We start from the raw sequence: 16,537 nt of genomic DNA on the forward strand, positions 1-16,537 counted from the left end.
GCCTAAGCCCATACGAACTCAAGAGATAAATCCTACTATGATTTGGAAAGCAAATTGCATTTAATTATCATCAATGTCGCTTAATTATCATATCTATGGCCTATAATTACAGGATTAACTTAACATCTTGTTAAACAAATAATAAACTCAGAGTAATGAACACATTTTGGTGACGCTAGACACGCATCAAATATCAAGGATAACGCATGGACAAAAAGAGCTTGAATAAGCTAGACAAACACGAGCTCGAATACGTTGATGATAAAACGGCGGCATTACTACTCAACACCCCCAGCAGCGCTCGTATTTTACTGTGGACCATGCTGCTGTTCTTTGCCTTAGCCATTGCTTGGGCGAGTTGGGCTCAAATAGACAAAGTCACCGTGGGCCAAGGTAAGGTTATTCCTTCCTCTCAATTGCAGATTGTGCAGAACCTTGAAGGCGGATTAGTCAAAAAAATCTTGGTCTCCGAAGGCCAACATGTTGAAAAAGATCAACAACTGCTGCTTATCGATGACACACGATTTCGTTCAGATTTCCGTGAACGCGAACAGCAAGTGATCAACTTGACTGCCAATGTCTTACAACTGACCGCTTCGATTTCTAGTGTTCGAGTCGATGAGTCACTAAAAGATGCCAATTGGCGTGACAGCGTCACACTCGATCGCAATAAATTGGTCTTCCCTACCCAACTTGAAGAAAGTGCCCCCACTTTGGTGAGTCGCCAAATGGCCGAATACCGCAGTGACATTAATAATCTGCGCAACCAACTTTCAGTACTGGATCAACAAGTAAAACAAAAACAACAAGACTTAATCGAAATCACCGCTCGGGTACAAAACTTAAAACGAAGCTATGATTTTGCCAACAAAGAATTGGAAATTACACGCCCGCTTGCTGATGAAGGCGTTGTACCAAAAATTGAACTGTTGAAACTGCAGCGACAAGTAAACGACACTCGCCGTGAGTTAACCTCTTCTCAGCTTAAACTGCCTACGCTTCAATCATCCATCGATGAAGCAAAGCTAGGCCGTATTGATATCGCATTGAAATTTCGCTCGGAGCAACAAGAAAAGTTAAACGCTGCACAAGACAAGCTTTCTGCCCTCACCCAATCGACGGTAGGCCTTGAAGACCGAGTCAACCGAACCGTGGTTCTCTCACCGGTAACAGGCACCATCAAAAAGCTGTACATCAATACCGTTGGTGGTGTTATCCAACCGGGGATGGACTTAGTGGAAATTGTTCCTACCGAAGACTCTTTACTGGTAGAAGCGAAAATTGCGCCACAAGACATCGCGTTCTTATACCCTGGGCTCCCTGCTCTGGTTAAGTTCAGTGCTTATGACTTTACGCGATATGGCGGCCTAGAAGGTAAACTCGAACACATCAGCGCAGATACGATTCAAGACGAAGAAGGCAACAGCTTCTACCTTGTTCGCATACGCACGATTGAAGAACGGTTTGGCCATTCCGATAAACTGCCCATTATTCCGGGAATGACCGCTTCCGTTGATATCATTACGGGCAAACGAACCATCTTAGATTACATGCTCAAACCAATAACCAAAGCTCGACAAACAGCGTTACGAGAATAAGCCATGTTTTTGATTCTAAGCATGTCCTTACTCTGCAAACACTCAGCTAATTCACCGGCTGTTCGCATTGTTTCGCCTTTACAGAGTCATTTATCGTGAAGGCGTGGTTAGCGGTGATTTGCCTATTCTTAATAAGCAGTGCTTCGTTAGCACTCAATAAGCAGGAAGAGAAATGGGTTTCTGCGGTATTGAACACCTACGGGGAGCGTGCCGCAAAAAGAGTCACCGCGTGGCGAGGTGTATTGGATCAATACAACGGATTACCTGAAACCGATCAACTTGAGGCGGTTAATCAGTTCTTTAACCAAATGTATTTCACCAATGACATCGAACTTTGGGGTAAAAAAGATTACTGGGCAACGCCACTGGAGTTTCTTGGAGCGGCCGCTGGCGACTGTGAAGACTTTACTATCGCGAAATATTTCTCTTTATTAGAGCTGGGCGTGCCCGATAAAAAGCTCCGCCTGATTTATGTAAAAGCCATTGAATTAAATCAATTTCACATGGTTTTGGCCTACTACGCCAAGCCCAGTTCACAACCACTGATTTTAGACAATTTAATATTCGACATTAAGCCCGCATCTAAACGCCCAGATCTTTTACCTATCTACAGTTTCAACGGTAAAAACCTGTGGCTTATGAAAGAAAAAGGCAGCGGCAAACTGGCAGGGAAGTCATCACGCTTGAGCTTATGGAACGACCTACGCTCTCGTGAACAGAACCTAAAACTGAATACACCGATTATCAATTATGATGAGTAAGTAACATGACACTATATAAACAGCTCGTCGCGTGGATGTTGGCAGTCTTTTTACTGCTAATTAGTTCAGTCTTTGTGATTGAATTTAACACCACTCGAAACTTCTTAGAGCAGCAGCAGCGCTCTGAAGTCAACAACACCATCAACACTGTGGGGCTCGCATTAGCACCCTACCTCGAATCGCAGGATCAAGTGGCGGTCGAGTCGGTCATTAATGCGTTGTTTGATGGCAGTTCATACTCAGCAGTTAGGTTGACCTTTCTCAGCGACGACAACGAAATTGTTCGAACTTACCCGATCAAACGTCAAGACGTTCCCGAATGGTTCTCTAACCTTGGTTTATTTCGAACCATTCATGACCGACGCGTTGTGACTAGTGGCTGGTTACAATTGGCCGAAGTCGAAATCATTAGCCACCCAGGTGATGCCTATTCCCAACTGTGGAAAGCACTCACAGGGCTATTAACCGCTTTCATTGGTATCTTCTTTATTGGCGCTTCAATCATTGCTCTTGTAGTTAAAAGTGCGCTTAAGCCACTGACTTTGATCATCAAAAAGATGGATGAAGTCGCGAATAACCAGTTTGGCTCACCGTTAGCCAAACCTAAAACTCGCGATCTCATCGCGGTGGTTAATGGCATTAATAGCATGTCTGCACAGGTAGAAAAAAGCTTCCAAGCTCAAGCCAAAGAAGCGGAACAGCTGCGTAAACGCGCATACATGGATCCGGTCTCTCAGCTAGGAAACCGTTCATTCTTCATCGGCCAACTCAATACGTGGTTAAATGAATCTGCTATCGGTGGTGTTGCCATCTTACAAGCCACCTTTATCAAAGAAACTTATGACGAAGAAGGCTATGAAGTGGGCGACGCTTTGGTCAAAGAATTGGCCGATCACCTAAGAGTGACCACCTCTTCACCGGATGTGACGATCGCCCGTATCAATACCGCGGAGTTTGGTTTTATTCTGCCGAATTTAGATGAAAGTGAGCTGCATATGCTGGCGGAAAGCATCATGAATTACACTCAAGATGTTCGTCCAGACCCAACAGGAACAGCGCCAGCTCATGCTTACCTTGGCGTGGTTTACAATGAAAATAGAAAGAACACGACCGAGATTTTATCCCTAGTAGATAACGCCCTGTCTACCGCTCATGCCCATCCTGATAAAGCCTACAGCATGGTGACCGATCAACAGAACCACGTATTACTGGGTAAACAGCAATGGCGTGGGTTGGTTGAAGAGGCCATTCTTAATAACTGGGTTGAGTTTAAATTCCAAAAAGCCATGCATTCGGATGGTAAGCCGTACCACAAAGAAGTGTTCTCATCGATTGAGAAAGAGGGTGAACGCTACACGGCCAACCAATACTTGTTTGCACTGGAGCAGCTCAATGCGGGTCATATTTTTGACCAATACGTGATCAGCACCATGATCGAAAAACTTGAGTCTGGAGAGCTTACACACAACTTGGCAATCAACTTAACCATCAGCAGTATTACCGAACCAAGCTTCATTCGATGGTTAAATCAGACGTTGACGAAACACCGCCCTGTGGTTGAAAAACTGCATTTCGAAATTCCTGAATCTTGTTTTATCAACCACCAGCACCATACGGCGCTTGTGTGCCATGCCATTAGAAGTGCAGGAGCCGAATTTGGCGTTGATAACTATGGCCGCCATTTCCATTCTCTGGATTACATTAACGAATTTAGACCGGCTTATGTGAAGCTAGATTACCTATACACGCACAGCCTAGATGACGAGAAGCAACAGTACACTCTCACATCTATTTCTCGAACGGCGCATAACTTAGGCATCACCACTATTGCCTCTCGTGTGGAAACTCAAGCCCAGCTCGACTTCTTGTCTGAGCATTTCATTGAAGCTTTCCAAGGCTTCATTGTAGATAACAATTAGAAAGGTCTGACTGGATGCAAGATCCACTATTAAATGCGCTGGTATACGTTAGCCGTTACTACGGGCTATCGAATTCCCCTGAAGCGCTTATCAGCGGTTTACCGTTAGCGGATGGCAAACTCACGCCATTTTTATTCCCGAGAGCCGCAGAACGCGCCGGGTTAGTTGCCCGTGAAAACCGATCCAGCTTTGAAACGATCCCTGAGGTTGTGCTCCCTGCTATTCTGATGCTACGAGGAGGCGATGCCTGCGTTCTCGTCAGTATCAACAAAGAAACCAAAGAAGCGGAAGTCATCACCAGCGATTCGCACATGATGCCTATCTCTCTGCCACTGAGTGACTTGGCAGAACAGTACATTGCCCGATATTTCTTAGTTAAGAAACAATTTCGCTATGATGAACGCTCTCCGGAAGTCCTAAAAACACGCGATGGCCACTGGTTTTGGAGTACCCTCTTTGAATCCAAAAGCATTTATCGCGACGTGTTTTTCGCATCAATATTGATCAATATTTTTGCCATTGCCGCCCCGATGTTTACCCGTTTGGTGTATGACAAAGTCGTACCTAACCTCGCATTTGAGTCTTTATGGGTTCTGTCGTCTGGGATATTAGTGGTCTTTGTGTTTGATTTTATCCTCAAACTGCTTCGAAGTTACTTTATCGATGTGGCGGGGAAAAAATCTGACATTCTGATTTCATCCAAACTGTTTGCCAAAGTCATGGGCATCCGTATGGAGTCGAAACCACCATCGGTCGGCGCATTTGCTCGCCATCTACAAGAATTCGAATCTATCCGTGAGTTCTTTACCTCAGCGACCGTTTCCTCATTGATCGACTTACCGTTTGCCCTGTTGTTCCTTGTGGTTATTTGGCTAGTCGGTGGGCCGATTGTATTAGTCCCTATCATTGGGATCCTCTTGTTGGTTATTCACGCCTTTGTTATTCAAGGGCCTCTGCGTAAAAGCATTGAAGAAGGCTCTCGTCTTTCTTCGCAAAAATACGCCAACTTGATCGAAAGCTTAGCGGGCCTTGAAACAGTTAAAGCTTTTGGTGCACAGAGCCAATTCCAATTCAAATGGGAAGAAGCGGTTGCCCACATGTCTAACTGGAACATCAAGACTCGCCGCATTACAGACTCAATTCAAAATTCCGCGGGCTTTGTTCAGCAGGCATCGAATATCGGTATGATCATTGTTGGCGTGTATTTGATAGCGGAAGGCGAACTCAGCATGGGTGGACTTATTGCATCGACCATGTTGAGCGGCCGCGCCGTTGGCCCACTGGTTCAGCTTTCATTGCTTTCAACTCGCTACAATCAAGCGAAATCGGCCATGACTATCATTGAACAAGTAATGGAAATGCCAGACGAACAAGAAGAAGGTAAGCGTTATATCCACCGCCCTATTATACAAGGGAAAATCGAATTAGACCGCGTGACCTTTAACTACCCTGAGGCTGAAATCCCATCCGTACGTGATGTGAGTTTAACCATTAATCCGGGCGAAAAAGTCGCGATTATTGGTCGTATCGGTTCAGGTAAAACCACCATTGAGCGCTTGATCATGGGGCTATACCAACCCACCCAAGGTAACGTACGAATAGACGATACCGACATCGCTCAACTTCATCACGTGGATGTGCGCCGTAACATAGGCTGCGTACCTCAAGACGTTACGCTGTTCTTTGGTTCTATCCGAGACAACATTACGTTAGGTCAAACTCTGGTGGATGACCGCGAAGTATTGGATGCCGCCAACCGAGCAGGCGTTACCGTATTTACTCAGCAAGATCCGGCTGGCCTAGAAAGGCAAGTAGGTGAAGGCGGCCAAATGCTTTCAGGAGGCCAGAGACAAGCCGTTGCGATTGCTAGAGCCTTTGTTGGCAGGCCACCGATAATGCTGCTTGATGAGCCAACCAGCTCGATGGATAACCGCTCAGAGATGCACATTAAACACCAACTGCACGCCATGAAGAAAAGTGAAACGCTTATCTTGATCACCCATAAAACATCGATGCTAGATATCGTCGATAGGGTCATCGTTATGGAAAAAGGCGTGATTATCGCGGACGGGCCAAAAGAAGACGTGTTAAACGATTTGAAGCGAGGAAAAGTTCGCGCAGTAAACTAACCCACTTCTGTTTAAACCAGCCTATCAAACGAAAAGGCGTGATGATTATAACGATCATTACGCCTTTTCTATTTTGTCCCCTCACCCACCTGTTCAAGCAACCAGCAATGTAAGAATACACAGCCATTCGAGATTAGAATGCAAAGCGCCCCCTTTCGCGACATAGCTCTAGAGTAATTTGCTGATAATGCGCTGTTTCACATAGCCAAATGTGCTAATGTGCATATGCTATTTAAACCAGATAGATGGCGGTAGCTTGGAAGTAAACCGCGCTGTTGGCGGTTTAAAGACTGTTATATGAAATAGTCCCAAATTCAGGGGTTTAGGTATTCGTTCAGTGATCTTCGGCTATCAAGGTTCGGTCGTTGGTAAGTTCAATATCCATCAAGGATCGTGCTCATAAGGTTCTCTGTTCGCCTCATTTAATATCGTATTCGTGTGTTGAATGTCAGCCTGTTCAAAGTTGTTGTTAGTATGGGTTTCACGGGTATTATTGTTTGTGTTGCCAGTTTTCCATTGTGACTTTTGTTCTTTCAATAGGATTCTGTGCCAGTTGAAAATCAGTAATTCTTTGCTTCTTCAAGTCAGTGGAAACGGCGCTGAATCACGGTGGCTCGCAAAACCTGATTTAAAGCACGAGCTTCAGCATTTCAACATGTTACGGTGGTTGAACGAGAGCAAGTCGAACCGCATATAACAAGCGCTTCAAGTTGATTCGCAACGCATGGCATTTTTGGTTCAAATCAGTTTGGTGTTTACGGTGCAATGCAGGAAGTTCGGTTTCGTTGCTCACAACTTAAGCGAGCGTTGAAGCTGTAGAATTTCTCGATTTTTCACCGATTTCCCATGTTTTTATCGTCATTAATCCTACTGGCAACGGCGTAAATACTGCTCGATGGTAGCGGCCTTTATCATGGTAAGGAAAGATAGAGCGACAGGATGAGAGTTAATTTGGGTTTTTCGCTGATTTTAGAGGTTTTACCCTCTAGATGATGCAATTCCGTAGCTTTTCCATGTTGTGAAGCATGCTGAACATCGCCCATTGGGCGTTCACTTTCTCTTGTCCTCTTAGCGTAAATCGATTCATCTGTTTGTTGACGGTGATGTTGCCAAAAACAGGTTCAACACACCCAAGCCGTTTACTGTATTGCCGCCTTCCTTCTGGGCTATCAATCTTGTCTTTCATGGCTTGCATGTGGTCAAAGTCTTTGGTGTTTTTGTAGATGAAGAAGACTTGTCGACCGACTTGCTTGCCAGGCGGTTTTCTCATGCACAGCGGTTGATGAACGCATTGTCTGCAGTCGTTTAGGTATCCACAAAACTGAGCACCACGCTCTCCACGGATGACGGCGTTCTTGCTGCTCAGCCGCATCATATTTCCTGCAGGGCATCGGCAAGTCATGTCGTCTTGGTTGAACTCGAACATAGAAATGGAGTAACAGGTTTTACCTGTTTTCGAGCGTTTCTTTCGTTTTTTCGCTTGCTCGGTCTGATAGGTTTCACTGTTTTGAAACAGCGGATTACGGCTGCGAAATCCAGTGTCTGCTATGTAACAATCATAAGGAGTCTCAGACAGGAACTTGAGGTTGGTTTTACTATGAAATCCGCTGTCTGCGGTGAACTTGGTGGTGCGCTTTGAGCTGTTGGGTAGCTTCTCTAATTGTTCTTTCAAAGCGAGCACTGCAGGCTTTAATGTTTGCTGTTCACCAACGCTTCCCCACACTTGGCTGTGTAAAATAATTTGGTGCTTGTCATCCGTGATGGCGATGCCGTTATAACCTTGAATCGTACCTTTTGAGGTGGTCATTTTAGCGCTGTCATTGTCCGTGATGTTGCTTTTTACGGGTTTTTTACTGCTGCCCAATTTGTCTTTAGTGCTCGCCAGAAATGAACCTATTTTATCGGCGCTGCTATCAAGCTTTTGTTTTTGTCTTAGGTCTTGTTCGATAACTTCATTTGGGAGCGAATCTTGGCTTTGATGACGCTCGATAATTCGCTGGCTCGCCCGCTGTAGTTTTTCTTTTTTACGGCGAAGCTCTTCGTGTGTGCCACTCCATTCCTTACTGGCATTGGATGAAATTTTACAGCCATCAATAGCAAACATGTTACGGCCTATTAGGCCTTGTTCATCGCATATCATGAGAACCTGAGTGAACAGTGGTTCGATGGTGTCCTTCATTTGTGCGATGAAAGCCGCGATAGTGGTGAAGTGTGGTCGCTCGTCGCCCGATAAGCACATGAAAGTGACATTGTTGATGCAGGCTCTTTCTATGCGTCGGCTAGTTAACATGCCGAGGGAATAGGCGTAAAAAATAACCTTAAGCATGATGGAGGGTGGATAAGCCGCCGCCCCGTTTTTGTCGTTGTGGTAGTGCGCATCAAAGGGCGAGAGGTCGAGGTGGTTATCGACAATGTGGGAAATCGCATACTCAATAGTTCCGGGGATGAGTTGTTCATCGATGATGATAGGGACGAACATGTTTTGGTTCGAGTAATCGGTTTTGAAGTTGGGCATAACCGTGTCTTGTGGCGAATAATTTAGATTAGATCACAAGGAGTTAGTGCGTTCAAGTTCATATCGTGATGAAATGGCGGCAGGATCAGAATTGAGACGGGCGAGGAGAAATTCTACAGCCTCGTTAGTAAGCCAGCTGTTTAAGTTCTCAATTTTTATGAGTGGTGGTTCATTTTGTGCTGCTATTTCGCGGGTTTCAAAGCGGATGTAATCGCTGGAATCTTGTAGGTTTCTTTGGTGCAACGCCCCCGCTAGCTATTCAGGTTTTGTTTAGTTCATTTGTTCGGTGGTCTGTGCCTAACAGTAGTTTCGCTTTTGTGGACGCTCCGGTTTTGGTTACTCCTGAGTGCAGCTGGCCGGGTGTGGATAGTGTGTCATGTTTAGCAGAGATTCGTGATTGCTGAGAGATCAGCGTGCAACGGAACCCCCGTTACTAACAAGTCACTCAAGCAGACGCTGTAACCTATGGCATTTTTGGTTTGAAGTTTTGTGGGCTTTGTAGGAGCAGCGTTTGCGCTACTTAGCTCTGCGTTAAATGTCTAGTTTTAAAACAGGTGAAAAATTGAAATTTCTTGTTGCTGCAGTAACTGCATTCCTTATCGGAATTGGAGGACTATGGGCTCTTTGGTTAGAGAACAAAACGCCAAATGTACTCTCATTTCTTACAACTATCTTTACTGGTTTTGCCGCTATAGGCACAGCATATGCAGCTTATGCTGCATCTGAGTCTGCGAAAATCTCAGAAAAGGCTTCTAATATTTGGAAGCAACAAATGTCTATAGACATTGAACTTGCAGAGGCTAAAGAGTTAAAGGTATGTCTTAATGATTGGCATAGAAGATTTATTGCTGAAGCATACAAGAAAAACCAAACCCTTAATGAGTTACTTCAGGGGGTCTTAGAAAGCCCCCATGCTATTAAACAAGTTCAGATTGATCATTTTCAAAAGTATATTGATGACTTAAATCTTTCTTGGAGCAATCTAGAGTCCGCATTTGATCGTGCGAATTTTGTTGGACATAGTTTTGAGCAAAGGCTTCGTCTGAGGCGCCTGCATATAGCGCATAGAAGAGCATTGAATAAATATGTGGAGTATCTAATGTTTAATAATAGGATGAACCTGCATCACGAAGGATTAATCGAATTATTGACAACGATTTATCATATTAATGATTGGGCTCAACAGGATGTGAATGGACAACCATTATATCGAGTAGAAATTGAATTGATCGACGATAATGGAACACTTTCTCTTTGCAAAAAAGATGATGGTACTAGCGTCTATGATAGTTTGCATAATAGCGTAGAAGGTTGGATATTAAATACTAATGTTTACGTTGATCATAAAATTGAAGAAATCAGAAGTCGTGTTATAGACATTTAAAAAAGCCATCAATACGACCACCAACGCTCGGCATTCTAGGTCTAAATTCGCTGTGGTGTGTTCGGTGGTCTATCAACATTATCGTAATACGTTGTGGCGTATTATGGAGTGCGTTAGTTTGCTACAGGCTAGCGGTTAACTAGCCTAAGTTCGCTCTTACGTCAGAAATGGTAATAAAGAGTTTGTTTTCTGAGTCTTGAAACGTTTGGAATCCATAGCGCTCGTAGAAGTGTTTCGCGCCGTCTTTGGCGTCAACAATAACTACAGGGAATGCGACACTATCACTGGCAGCTAGTAGCTTTCTGAGTGCATCAATCAGCAACCATTCGCCAAATCCTTTTCCTTTGTAGCGGTCATCGACAGCTAAGCGGGCTATTAAACCACCAGAGGTGGATGATTGGTGTTTTTTCTGTAGTTTGTCGGGTAAAGCTTTCAAATCAATTGGTGTCATTGTCAGCGTGTAAAAACCAATGATATGCGAGTTATCATTATCATCTTCTAAAACGAAAGTTCTGGTGTTGTCTTTCTTTGCTTGTTGACTCGCCATAATCTTCAGATAGTTATTAAGAGCTTCAATGCCACAGTTGAACCGGTTTCTATCATGTTTTGCTTTTTCTAGAAGTACCGTGTTCATCATTGAGTTTTGCTATCGTAGCGGTCAGAAGCAGCTTTCAATTTTGAGTTGATTGTTGAAGGACGGTCTAAAGCGTCCATAAGTAACATGGCATCAGCTTGGCTAAGTTTAAGTGCTTGCTCTCGTTCAATTACTTGTTTGGCTTTTTCGATAGCAGCACTTAGAACAAATGAGTTAATACTAGACATACCAGCAATTGCAGCTGCTTTTGTCAGTAGGTTTTGTGTATCGACATCAACTCTAGCAGTGATGCGAGGTAAAGTATTAGCCATAATGTGACTCCCTATTGTGTCAAAATGTCACATGCGTATTATGGTCTTAAAATGAGCGTTAAGCAATCATTGTGTCACTTTGGCACACAAAACTAACAATCGCTTCAAGCTGATTCTCAACGCGTGGCATTTTTGGTTCAAATCAGTTTAGTGTTTACGGTGCGATGCAGATAGTCCGGTTTCGTTGCTCATAACTTAAGCGAGCGTTAATTTTGTATCGCCGATGATTCCGCACTTCTCTACCTAGGCGAGGAACTGATAGGACACGGCGATGTTTAATGCTGTTGGCTTGGAAGTCAAAATGCCATTTGGCTTGGACTGCAATGAGGCCATTCCACCACATCATGATTTCAGCGAGCAACGGATGCTCTTAACGTCATATAACGAAGTTGCTCACGAACATCAGAGCCATCAAGCACGCTCTTTGTGGCAAGTATCAGAGAATTAAGCCGTTATATTTTCGGAGCCTCATAATTACTCGAGAATTCGTGCGATCTAAGCTTATCTAAAAATGCTTCATCCATAATATTAAGCTCTAATTCACGAAAAGCATCTTTTGTGTCGAATAAGTAATCATATTCCGTTTCTATTTGAACTACCATATCAGAGCCAACAGTTTCAATAAGCTTTATTCTAAGTGCACTTATATCTTGAGAAGGTATTTCATTTAAACAATCATTTACGATTTTCGAAGATAAATAAAAGATAGAGTAGAATTGGAGCTCTGGTTCTACTTTATGTAACCAATGATCTTTGGTTATGGAAAACTTTTTTTCAGTTTCACAGTCTAAAGCAAAAACGCTCGAAAAAGGGAACAATAACAGCGCTATCAATAGGATGAGTTTACAAGCTTTCATACACACACACCCAAAATTTAAGCTCTTTACCAGTTTTATTCGTGTAATGCCTCAAGGCTTCGTTCTTTATTATTTTCCTTGTAATAGCTGGAATGGAAGTCGCCCCGCGAGTGAAAGTTTCCCAGTCTGCAGTTGATATATTGTATGTGGTTGTTGCAAAAGTATTTTTAAAGAAAATTTGATATATTGCTGTTGAACCGTAGAGAGCACTCAAAAGTTTCATATTCTGCACTTTTTAACTGCCATTTTATTCCCCTTAATAAAAGCTGTTATCGATGATACGTGTTCAAATTTGTGATTGTAGGTTGAAAGAAGAGAATTGCGAGTTGGCGCTCAAGATGTAGTCAATTTATCAGCCGTATAACTGGATGTATAAACATAACAGATCAGGATTAAGCGTTGCGCAGCCAGCGTTAAATCCCGAGGAATCCTTTCCCGAATCAGGGCGCATTCCACCTGAGTTGGAACACTTAAGTTACCGTGAGGTTGTGGTCAGTCCTTGCCGTATTTTCTACAAATTTGATGGTAAATGCGTACATATTCTTTTCATTATGCGGGCTGAAAGAGATTTACGTAACTTCTTAATCAGTAATCAGTAAGCAATGGATCTGACGGCTAACAAATTGCTTAAGAGTGACGGCTAACCTCATAACTCCCCCAGCCCTGAATTGTGTGTCAGCCTTTCATATTCGAACATACCCCATTGGTCTTGAGATTCGTTAATTTTGTATTGCCGATGATTTCGATCTTCTCTTCCGAGACGAGGAACTGATAGGACACGGCGATGTTTAATACTGTTCGCTTGGAAGTCAAAATGCCACTTGGCTTGGACTGCAATGAGGCCATTCCACTGCATCACGATTTCAGCAAGCAACGGATGCTCTTAGCGTCATATAACGAAGTTGCTCACGAACATCAGAGCCATCAAGCACGCTCTTTGTGGCAAGTATCAGAGAATTAAGCCGTTATTTGTGAATCGAGGGGCATTGGTTTTGTAAGGGTTGCTGTAGAATCTGAATATCGCGCATCGTGAGGGCATCCGCAAGAGCTTTGCGTTATATGTTTCATCAATTTGGGAGCTGTTTCAATGTCATATTCTAAGGCTAGTTGTCTTTGTGGTGCGGTAAAAATCAAGGCTGAAAACATTAATCCTAAGTTTACGGTTTGCCATTGTCAGTCATGTCGAACTTGGGGAGGTGCTCCATTTTTCGCGGTGAAATGTGGTACTCAAGTAAAAATGGAAGGGATTGATAGCGTAAAAATGTACAAGTCTTCCTCTTGGGCTTCTCGAGGTTTCTGTTCTGAGTGTGGTACCCACTTGTTCTATAAATTCAAAGAAACAGGCGAGTACAATATGCCCGTTGGTTTGTTTCCAGATTTAGAAGGATTGGAAATGGACATGCAGTATTTTAGTGACATGCGCCCAAGCTATTACTGCTTTGCGAATGAGACTAAGGAAATGACTACCGAAGAAATCATGACCTACTTTGCGGATAAGGTGTAACCAAACATCCAACAAACGGCTATGCCGTCAATAGCGAATTTTAATCGGTAAAAGTAGCCTTGGAATAGGTCAGAATGCGCTAGTAAAACTGGAAAAGTATTGTGTCTGGATGCTGAGCATATCTGGTTAGATATTTACGATGATAATTGTAGAGCAATACATATTTATGAAAAATTTGGCTTTAAAGTGTTCAATACTGAAATTCAAGACAATCGAACTGTGTTGTTCTATGAGAAATCACTCTAACAAGCCAATCAAAGTGATACGTTACACTCAGCAGTTTTGTTATGGAACTCAGTGTGCTTTTTTAGTTCAGTTGGGCACATCTTATCGCAGACGTTATGTTTACAGGAAAAAACGATGATTCAATGGCCATGTATTTTCAAATTAGACGGTGATTCAGAACTGATGTTTTTAAGCTCCGAGTCCATGTTAGTGAGTGAGTTAGAGGCGTTAATTTGGAGCAGTGCAGACCGTTTGATCGATAGCGGTGGGCAAAGTTACATAATCGGCCAAACGAACGAAAGTTATACGTTCGAACCGAAGGATTTTGCTCTGCCTTTGAAGGCCATCACCCAACTGATTCAAGAGCATGAGTTCTCGAAAGCCGAAATGTGCCTGACTAAAATTCAATTCACGTCAGTGCAAGAAGCAATACAGTCACTGGCATCAGAAAAATAAACAGAACTAGGCACATAGTCAATTTTTCAACATCAAGGAGAGATAAATGGAATATTTCATCAGTGCGATAAAGAAGTACGCAGTTTTCAAGGGCCGTGCTAGACGAAAAGAGTTTTGGTATTTCTATTTAATCAGTTTCATTATCAGTTTAGCTCTGGCTTTCTTAGACAACCAAATGGGTACTTTTAACCCGGGCATAGGCGGTGGTCTTCTTGGGGGAGTGTATGGCATATTTATTTTTTTACCTTCGCTTTCGCTAACGGTTCGCCGAATTCACGATACTAGCCATAGTGGCTACTGGGCCTTTCTATTACTCATCCCGATAATTGGTGTTTTGGCTATTTTGGTCTTTGCTTTACTGGATAGTAAGCCCGGTTCTAACGAATATGGAGTCAGCCCTAAAGAGTCTGCGCCATAGCAAGCAAATTAAGCAGGCTGTCACGCTTGGCTTTTTTTTTGGGGGGGGGGATTTAAGTCAGAGTTTTAAATGGTCAAATTGAGTTGGGTACCACACGGCGTGAGGTTGCTAGAGATAAGCACCACGCCTTTTTGCTCGTTTTTTTACTTTTATAAAGAGTCGAATCTATCGGCAAACTAACTTGCAGCTGTAGCAGACTGGTCCATCAATGGATTCATTTCTATTTCATAGTGATTATAGGTAAATTCAGAGGGGCCATGCTGTCGACGCGTGACGATGGAGTCTTCACCAAACTGAACGGTCACTTTAGAAAACACCTTGTTGCTTACGATGACGTTGTTCACTTCTAGCATTTGAGAAAATTCTAGCTCGACTAAATCCAGCTTTTTCTTCGTTCGTGTTAATCGCTGCGAATTTTCTAACTTTAAGCTCGCGACGTTGTCGGCCATTTCCTGTGTACGTTCTCGTTTAGGCGTTTTCGCCAGCTCCATTTCAGCCCGAACGACTTTCATTGTTGCTTCTTGTGCTTGCTTATAACTTTCTTTTAATTTTTCAATGCCGATTTTGTATTTGTTGTATCGTGCACAAGGCTCTACCAGTGTCGAAGCTCCCCCTTCAACCCCCAAGTTGACGCACAAAATTTTGCCTCCAACCTGAGCATGACCACCACTTAACGTACCTTGCTTTCCTGTGGCATCAGTAACGGTTAGGTCGCCACCTCTTCGCCTTCATGAATTGGCCGGCCGATGATGCCTTTTGCAGCGGTAATGTCGCCATGGGCTTGAACATCAGCGGATTCGATAAAACCACCAACCATGATAGAGCCGGTTGCTAGCACTTTCATGCCGGGCTCGATATCACCCGTAATAACAACACAACCTTTAAATTTAATGTGCCCTGTAGAGACGTCCACTTTCTTCAAACAAAGGGCGTTATCGACTTCTACCGAATTGTCTTTAATGATTGGCATACCAGACACAGAAGCCAGTAATAAGTTAGGGTCTTGCTTCGATATTTTGGTGCCTTTGCCTTCTTTGATCAGTTTATCGGTACCTGGCTTCGGTGGAATAGATTTTCCTGTCACTGTGTAGCCTGCGGTACCTTTTGTTGCAGGCACTCGTCTCATCAGTTCTTCATGCTCGGCAACGGTAATGGTTTCTCCCAAATTCCGCATGTCCACTTTATGAGTAATATTGTTGACTTCTTGAGGCTTCAGAATTCGAGAACTAACGTCAGGAACGAGCGGAATAAATTGAGCATCTTTACCGTCTTTAGGGTTTTGACCAACCGCGACAGCTTGAACAAAAGATTCATTGGCAGGCACACGTTTGCTCATCGCCAACACTTTTTTTAGCGCAAGTTTATTAATGCCTTTTTTAACATGGCCTTTGGTTAACGCTTCAACAATTTCGGATCCACGCAGGCCGCGACCACCGCAAGCGCCATGAACCGTCATTTTTGCAAGCATGTCATTATCTTCTAAAGAGATCTCTACGACCGCATTCTTTCGATAGGCGACTTTAATACCCTGAAAAGCTTCTTTTTTACTTCCCTTTGCCGCCGCAACAAAAGACTGAATGGCTTTTTCGTCCACAAATAGTGCCGACGCACCAATGTCGTCTAGCGCTCGCTCAATTCCAACCTCACTGAAAGTGGTTTCCACCATTTGGTTGTTTGGCATCAGCGCTATGACAAATTGGTCATCATCAGACATTTTGATGAACTCTTTCCACATAGTCTCGTTCTCGATCCACAAATAAAGCTAAATTTATGGAATGAGTGTATCGAATTTGCTCTGAAAAAAGGGATTTTTATCTTCAAATTCAGGCGGGCGTCACTAATCCCCTTATCGGATAAATGGTCAT

15 protein-coding genes and 2 pseudogenes are annotated in these 16,537 nt (G+C 43.4%); 10 read left to right on the top strand and 7 right to left on the bottom strand.

The window, feature by feature from the left end; genetic code table 11:
• The first annotated feature begins 206 nt into the window (after window positions 1–206).
• The 4 genes from VTAP4600_RS19880 to VTAP4600_RS19895 all read left to right on the top strand — a co-directional run bounded on the left by VTAP4600_RS19880 (window position 207) and on the right by VTAP4600_RS19895 (window position 6,407).
• Window positions 207–1,598, top strand: a complete 1,392-nt coding sequence (locus tag VTAP4600_RS19880; protein ID WP_102524521.1) for an HlyD family type I secretion periplasmic adaptor subunit — start codon at window positions 207–209, stop codon at window positions 1,596–1,598.
• A gap of 95 nt (window positions 1,599–1,693) precedes the next feature.
• Window positions 1,694–2,359, top strand: coding sequence for a transglutaminase-like cysteine peptidase (locus VTAP4600_RS19885; RefSeq protein WP_172443186.1), 666 nt, complete (start codon window positions 1,694–1,696; stop codon window positions 2,357–2,359).
• A gap of 5 nt (window positions 2,360–2,364) precedes the next feature.
• Window positions 2,365–4,278: a bifunctional diguanylate cyclase/phosphodiesterase gene (locus VTAP4600_RS19890; RefSeq protein ID WP_102524523.1), complete on the top strand. Its 1,914-nt coding sequence runs from the start codon at window positions 2,365–2,367 to the stop codon at window positions 4,276–4,278.
• A gap of 14 nt (window positions 4,279–4,292) precedes the next feature.
• The gene (locus VTAP4600_RS19895) at window positions 4,293–6,407 is read left to right on the top strand and encodes a type I secretion system permease/ATPase (protein WP_102524524.1); all 2,115 of its coding nucleotides are present in this window, start codon (window positions 4,293–4,295) and stop codon (window positions 6,405–6,407) included.
• A 985-nt stretch (window positions 6,408–7,392) separates the two neighbouring features.
• Here VTAP4600_RS19895 and VTAP4600_RS19900 read toward each other — a convergent pair.
• Complete coding sequence (locus VTAP4600_RS19900; RefSeq protein ID WP_102521342.1) at window positions 7,393–8,922, bottom strand: transposase; 1,530 nt, start codon at window positions 8,920–8,922, stop codon at window positions 7,393–7,395.
• A 535-nt stretch (window positions 8,923–9,457) separates the two neighbouring features.
• Here VTAP4600_RS19900 and VTAP4600_RS19905 point away from each other — a divergent pair.
• Complete coding sequence (locus VTAP4600_RS19905) at window positions 9,458–10,306, top strand: hypothetical protein (RefSeq protein ID WP_102524525.1); 849 nt, start codon at window positions 9,458–9,460, stop codon at window positions 10,304–10,306.
• 139 nt (window positions 10,307–10,445) lie between these two features.
• Here the strand turns inward: VTAP4600_RS19905 and VTAP4600_RS19910 are convergent, their stop codons facing one another.
• From VTAP4600_RS19910 to VTAP4600_RS19930, 5 genes and pseudogenes are all read right to left on the bottom strand, one after another.
• Window positions 10,446–10,943, bottom strand: coding sequence for a GNAT family N-acetyltransferase (locus VTAP4600_RS19910; RefSeq protein ID WP_102524526.1), 498 nt, complete (start codon window positions 10,941–10,943; stop codon window positions 10,446–10,448).
• Window positions 10,940–11,212, bottom strand: coding sequence for a type II toxin-antitoxin system TacA family antitoxin (locus VTAP4600_RS19915; protein WP_102524527.1), 273 nt, complete (start codon window positions 11,210–11,212; stop codon window positions 10,940–10,942). The genes VTAP4600_RS19910 and VTAP4600_RS19915 overlap by 4 nt, the downstream gene beginning before the upstream one ends.
• A gap of 208 nt (window positions 11,213–11,420) precedes the next feature.
• Window positions 11,421–11,573, bottom strand: a pseudogene (locus VTAP4600_RS26415) (IS4 family transposase); the annotation flags it as partial.
• Window positions 11,574–11,664: 91 nt separating this feature from the next.
• Complete coding sequence (locus tag VTAP4600_RS19925) at window positions 11,665–12,069, bottom strand: hypothetical protein (RefSeq protein ID WP_102524528.1); 405 nt, start codon at window positions 12,067–12,069, stop codon at window positions 11,665–11,667.
• Complete coding sequence (locus tag VTAP4600_RS19930) at window positions 12,056–12,292, bottom strand: hypothetical protein (RefSeq protein ID WP_102524529.1); 237 nt, start codon at window positions 12,290–12,292, stop codon at window positions 12,056–12,058. Before VTAP4600_RS19930 ends, VTAP4600_RS19925 begins: the two co-directional genes overlap by 14 nt.
• A 145-nt stretch (window positions 12,293–12,437) precedes the next feature.
• Between VTAP4600_RS19930 and VTAP4600_RS19935 the strand changes: the two genes are divergently transcribed.
• The 5 genes from VTAP4600_RS19935 to VTAP4600_RS19955 all read left to right on the top strand — a co-directional run bounded on the left by VTAP4600_RS19935 (window position 12,438) and on the right by VTAP4600_RS19955 (window position 14,672).
• Window positions 12,438–12,668 (top strand): type II toxin-antitoxin system RelE/ParE family toxin, encoded by a 231-nt coding sequence (locus tag VTAP4600_RS19935; RefSeq protein ID WP_231897979.1) that lies wholly within the window; start codon window positions 12,438–12,440, stop codon window positions 12,666–12,668.
• Between the two features lie 185 nt (window positions 12,669–12,853).
• A complete protein-coding gene (locus VTAP4600_RS26010) occupies window positions 12,854–13,030 on the top strand; it encodes a hypothetical protein (protein ID WP_172443188.1) in 177 nt (58 codons plus the stop codon).
• Window positions 13,031–13,156: 126 nt separating this feature from the next.
• Window positions 13,157–13,573 carry a GFA family protein gene (locus VTAP4600_RS19945; RefSeq protein ID WP_102524530.1) on the top strand — a complete coding sequence of 139 codons (417 nt, stop codon included), beginning with the start codon at window positions 13,157–13,159 and terminating at the stop codon, window positions 13,571–13,573.
• A 360-nt stretch (window positions 13,574–13,933) separates the two neighbouring features.
• Window positions 13,934–14,254, top strand: a complete 321-nt coding sequence (locus VTAP4600_RS19950; protein WP_102524531.1) for a DUF4144 family protein — start codon at window positions 13,934–13,936, stop codon at window positions 14,252–14,254.
• A 46-nt stretch (window positions 14,255–14,300) separates the two neighbouring features.
• Window positions 14,301–14,672, top strand: a complete 372-nt coding sequence (locus tag VTAP4600_RS19955; protein ID WP_102524532.1) for a DUF805 domain-containing protein — start codon at window positions 14,301–14,303, stop codon at window positions 14,670–14,672.
• A gap of 176 nt (window positions 14,673–14,848) precedes the next feature.
• On the opposite strand, the pseudogene VTAP4600_RS19960 reads toward VTAP4600_RS19955, so the two are convergent.
• Window positions 14,849–16,407, bottom strand: a pseudogene (locus VTAP4600_RS19960) (flagellar assembly protein A).
• Window positions 16,408–16,537: the final 130 nt, after the last annotated feature.

This window comes from Vibrio tapetis subsp. tapetis (assembly GCF_900233005.1).
In the GTDB taxonomy this organism is placed as follows: domain Bacteria; phylum Pseudomonadota; class Gammaproteobacteria; order Enterobacterales; family Vibrionaceae; genus Vibrio; species Vibrio tapetis.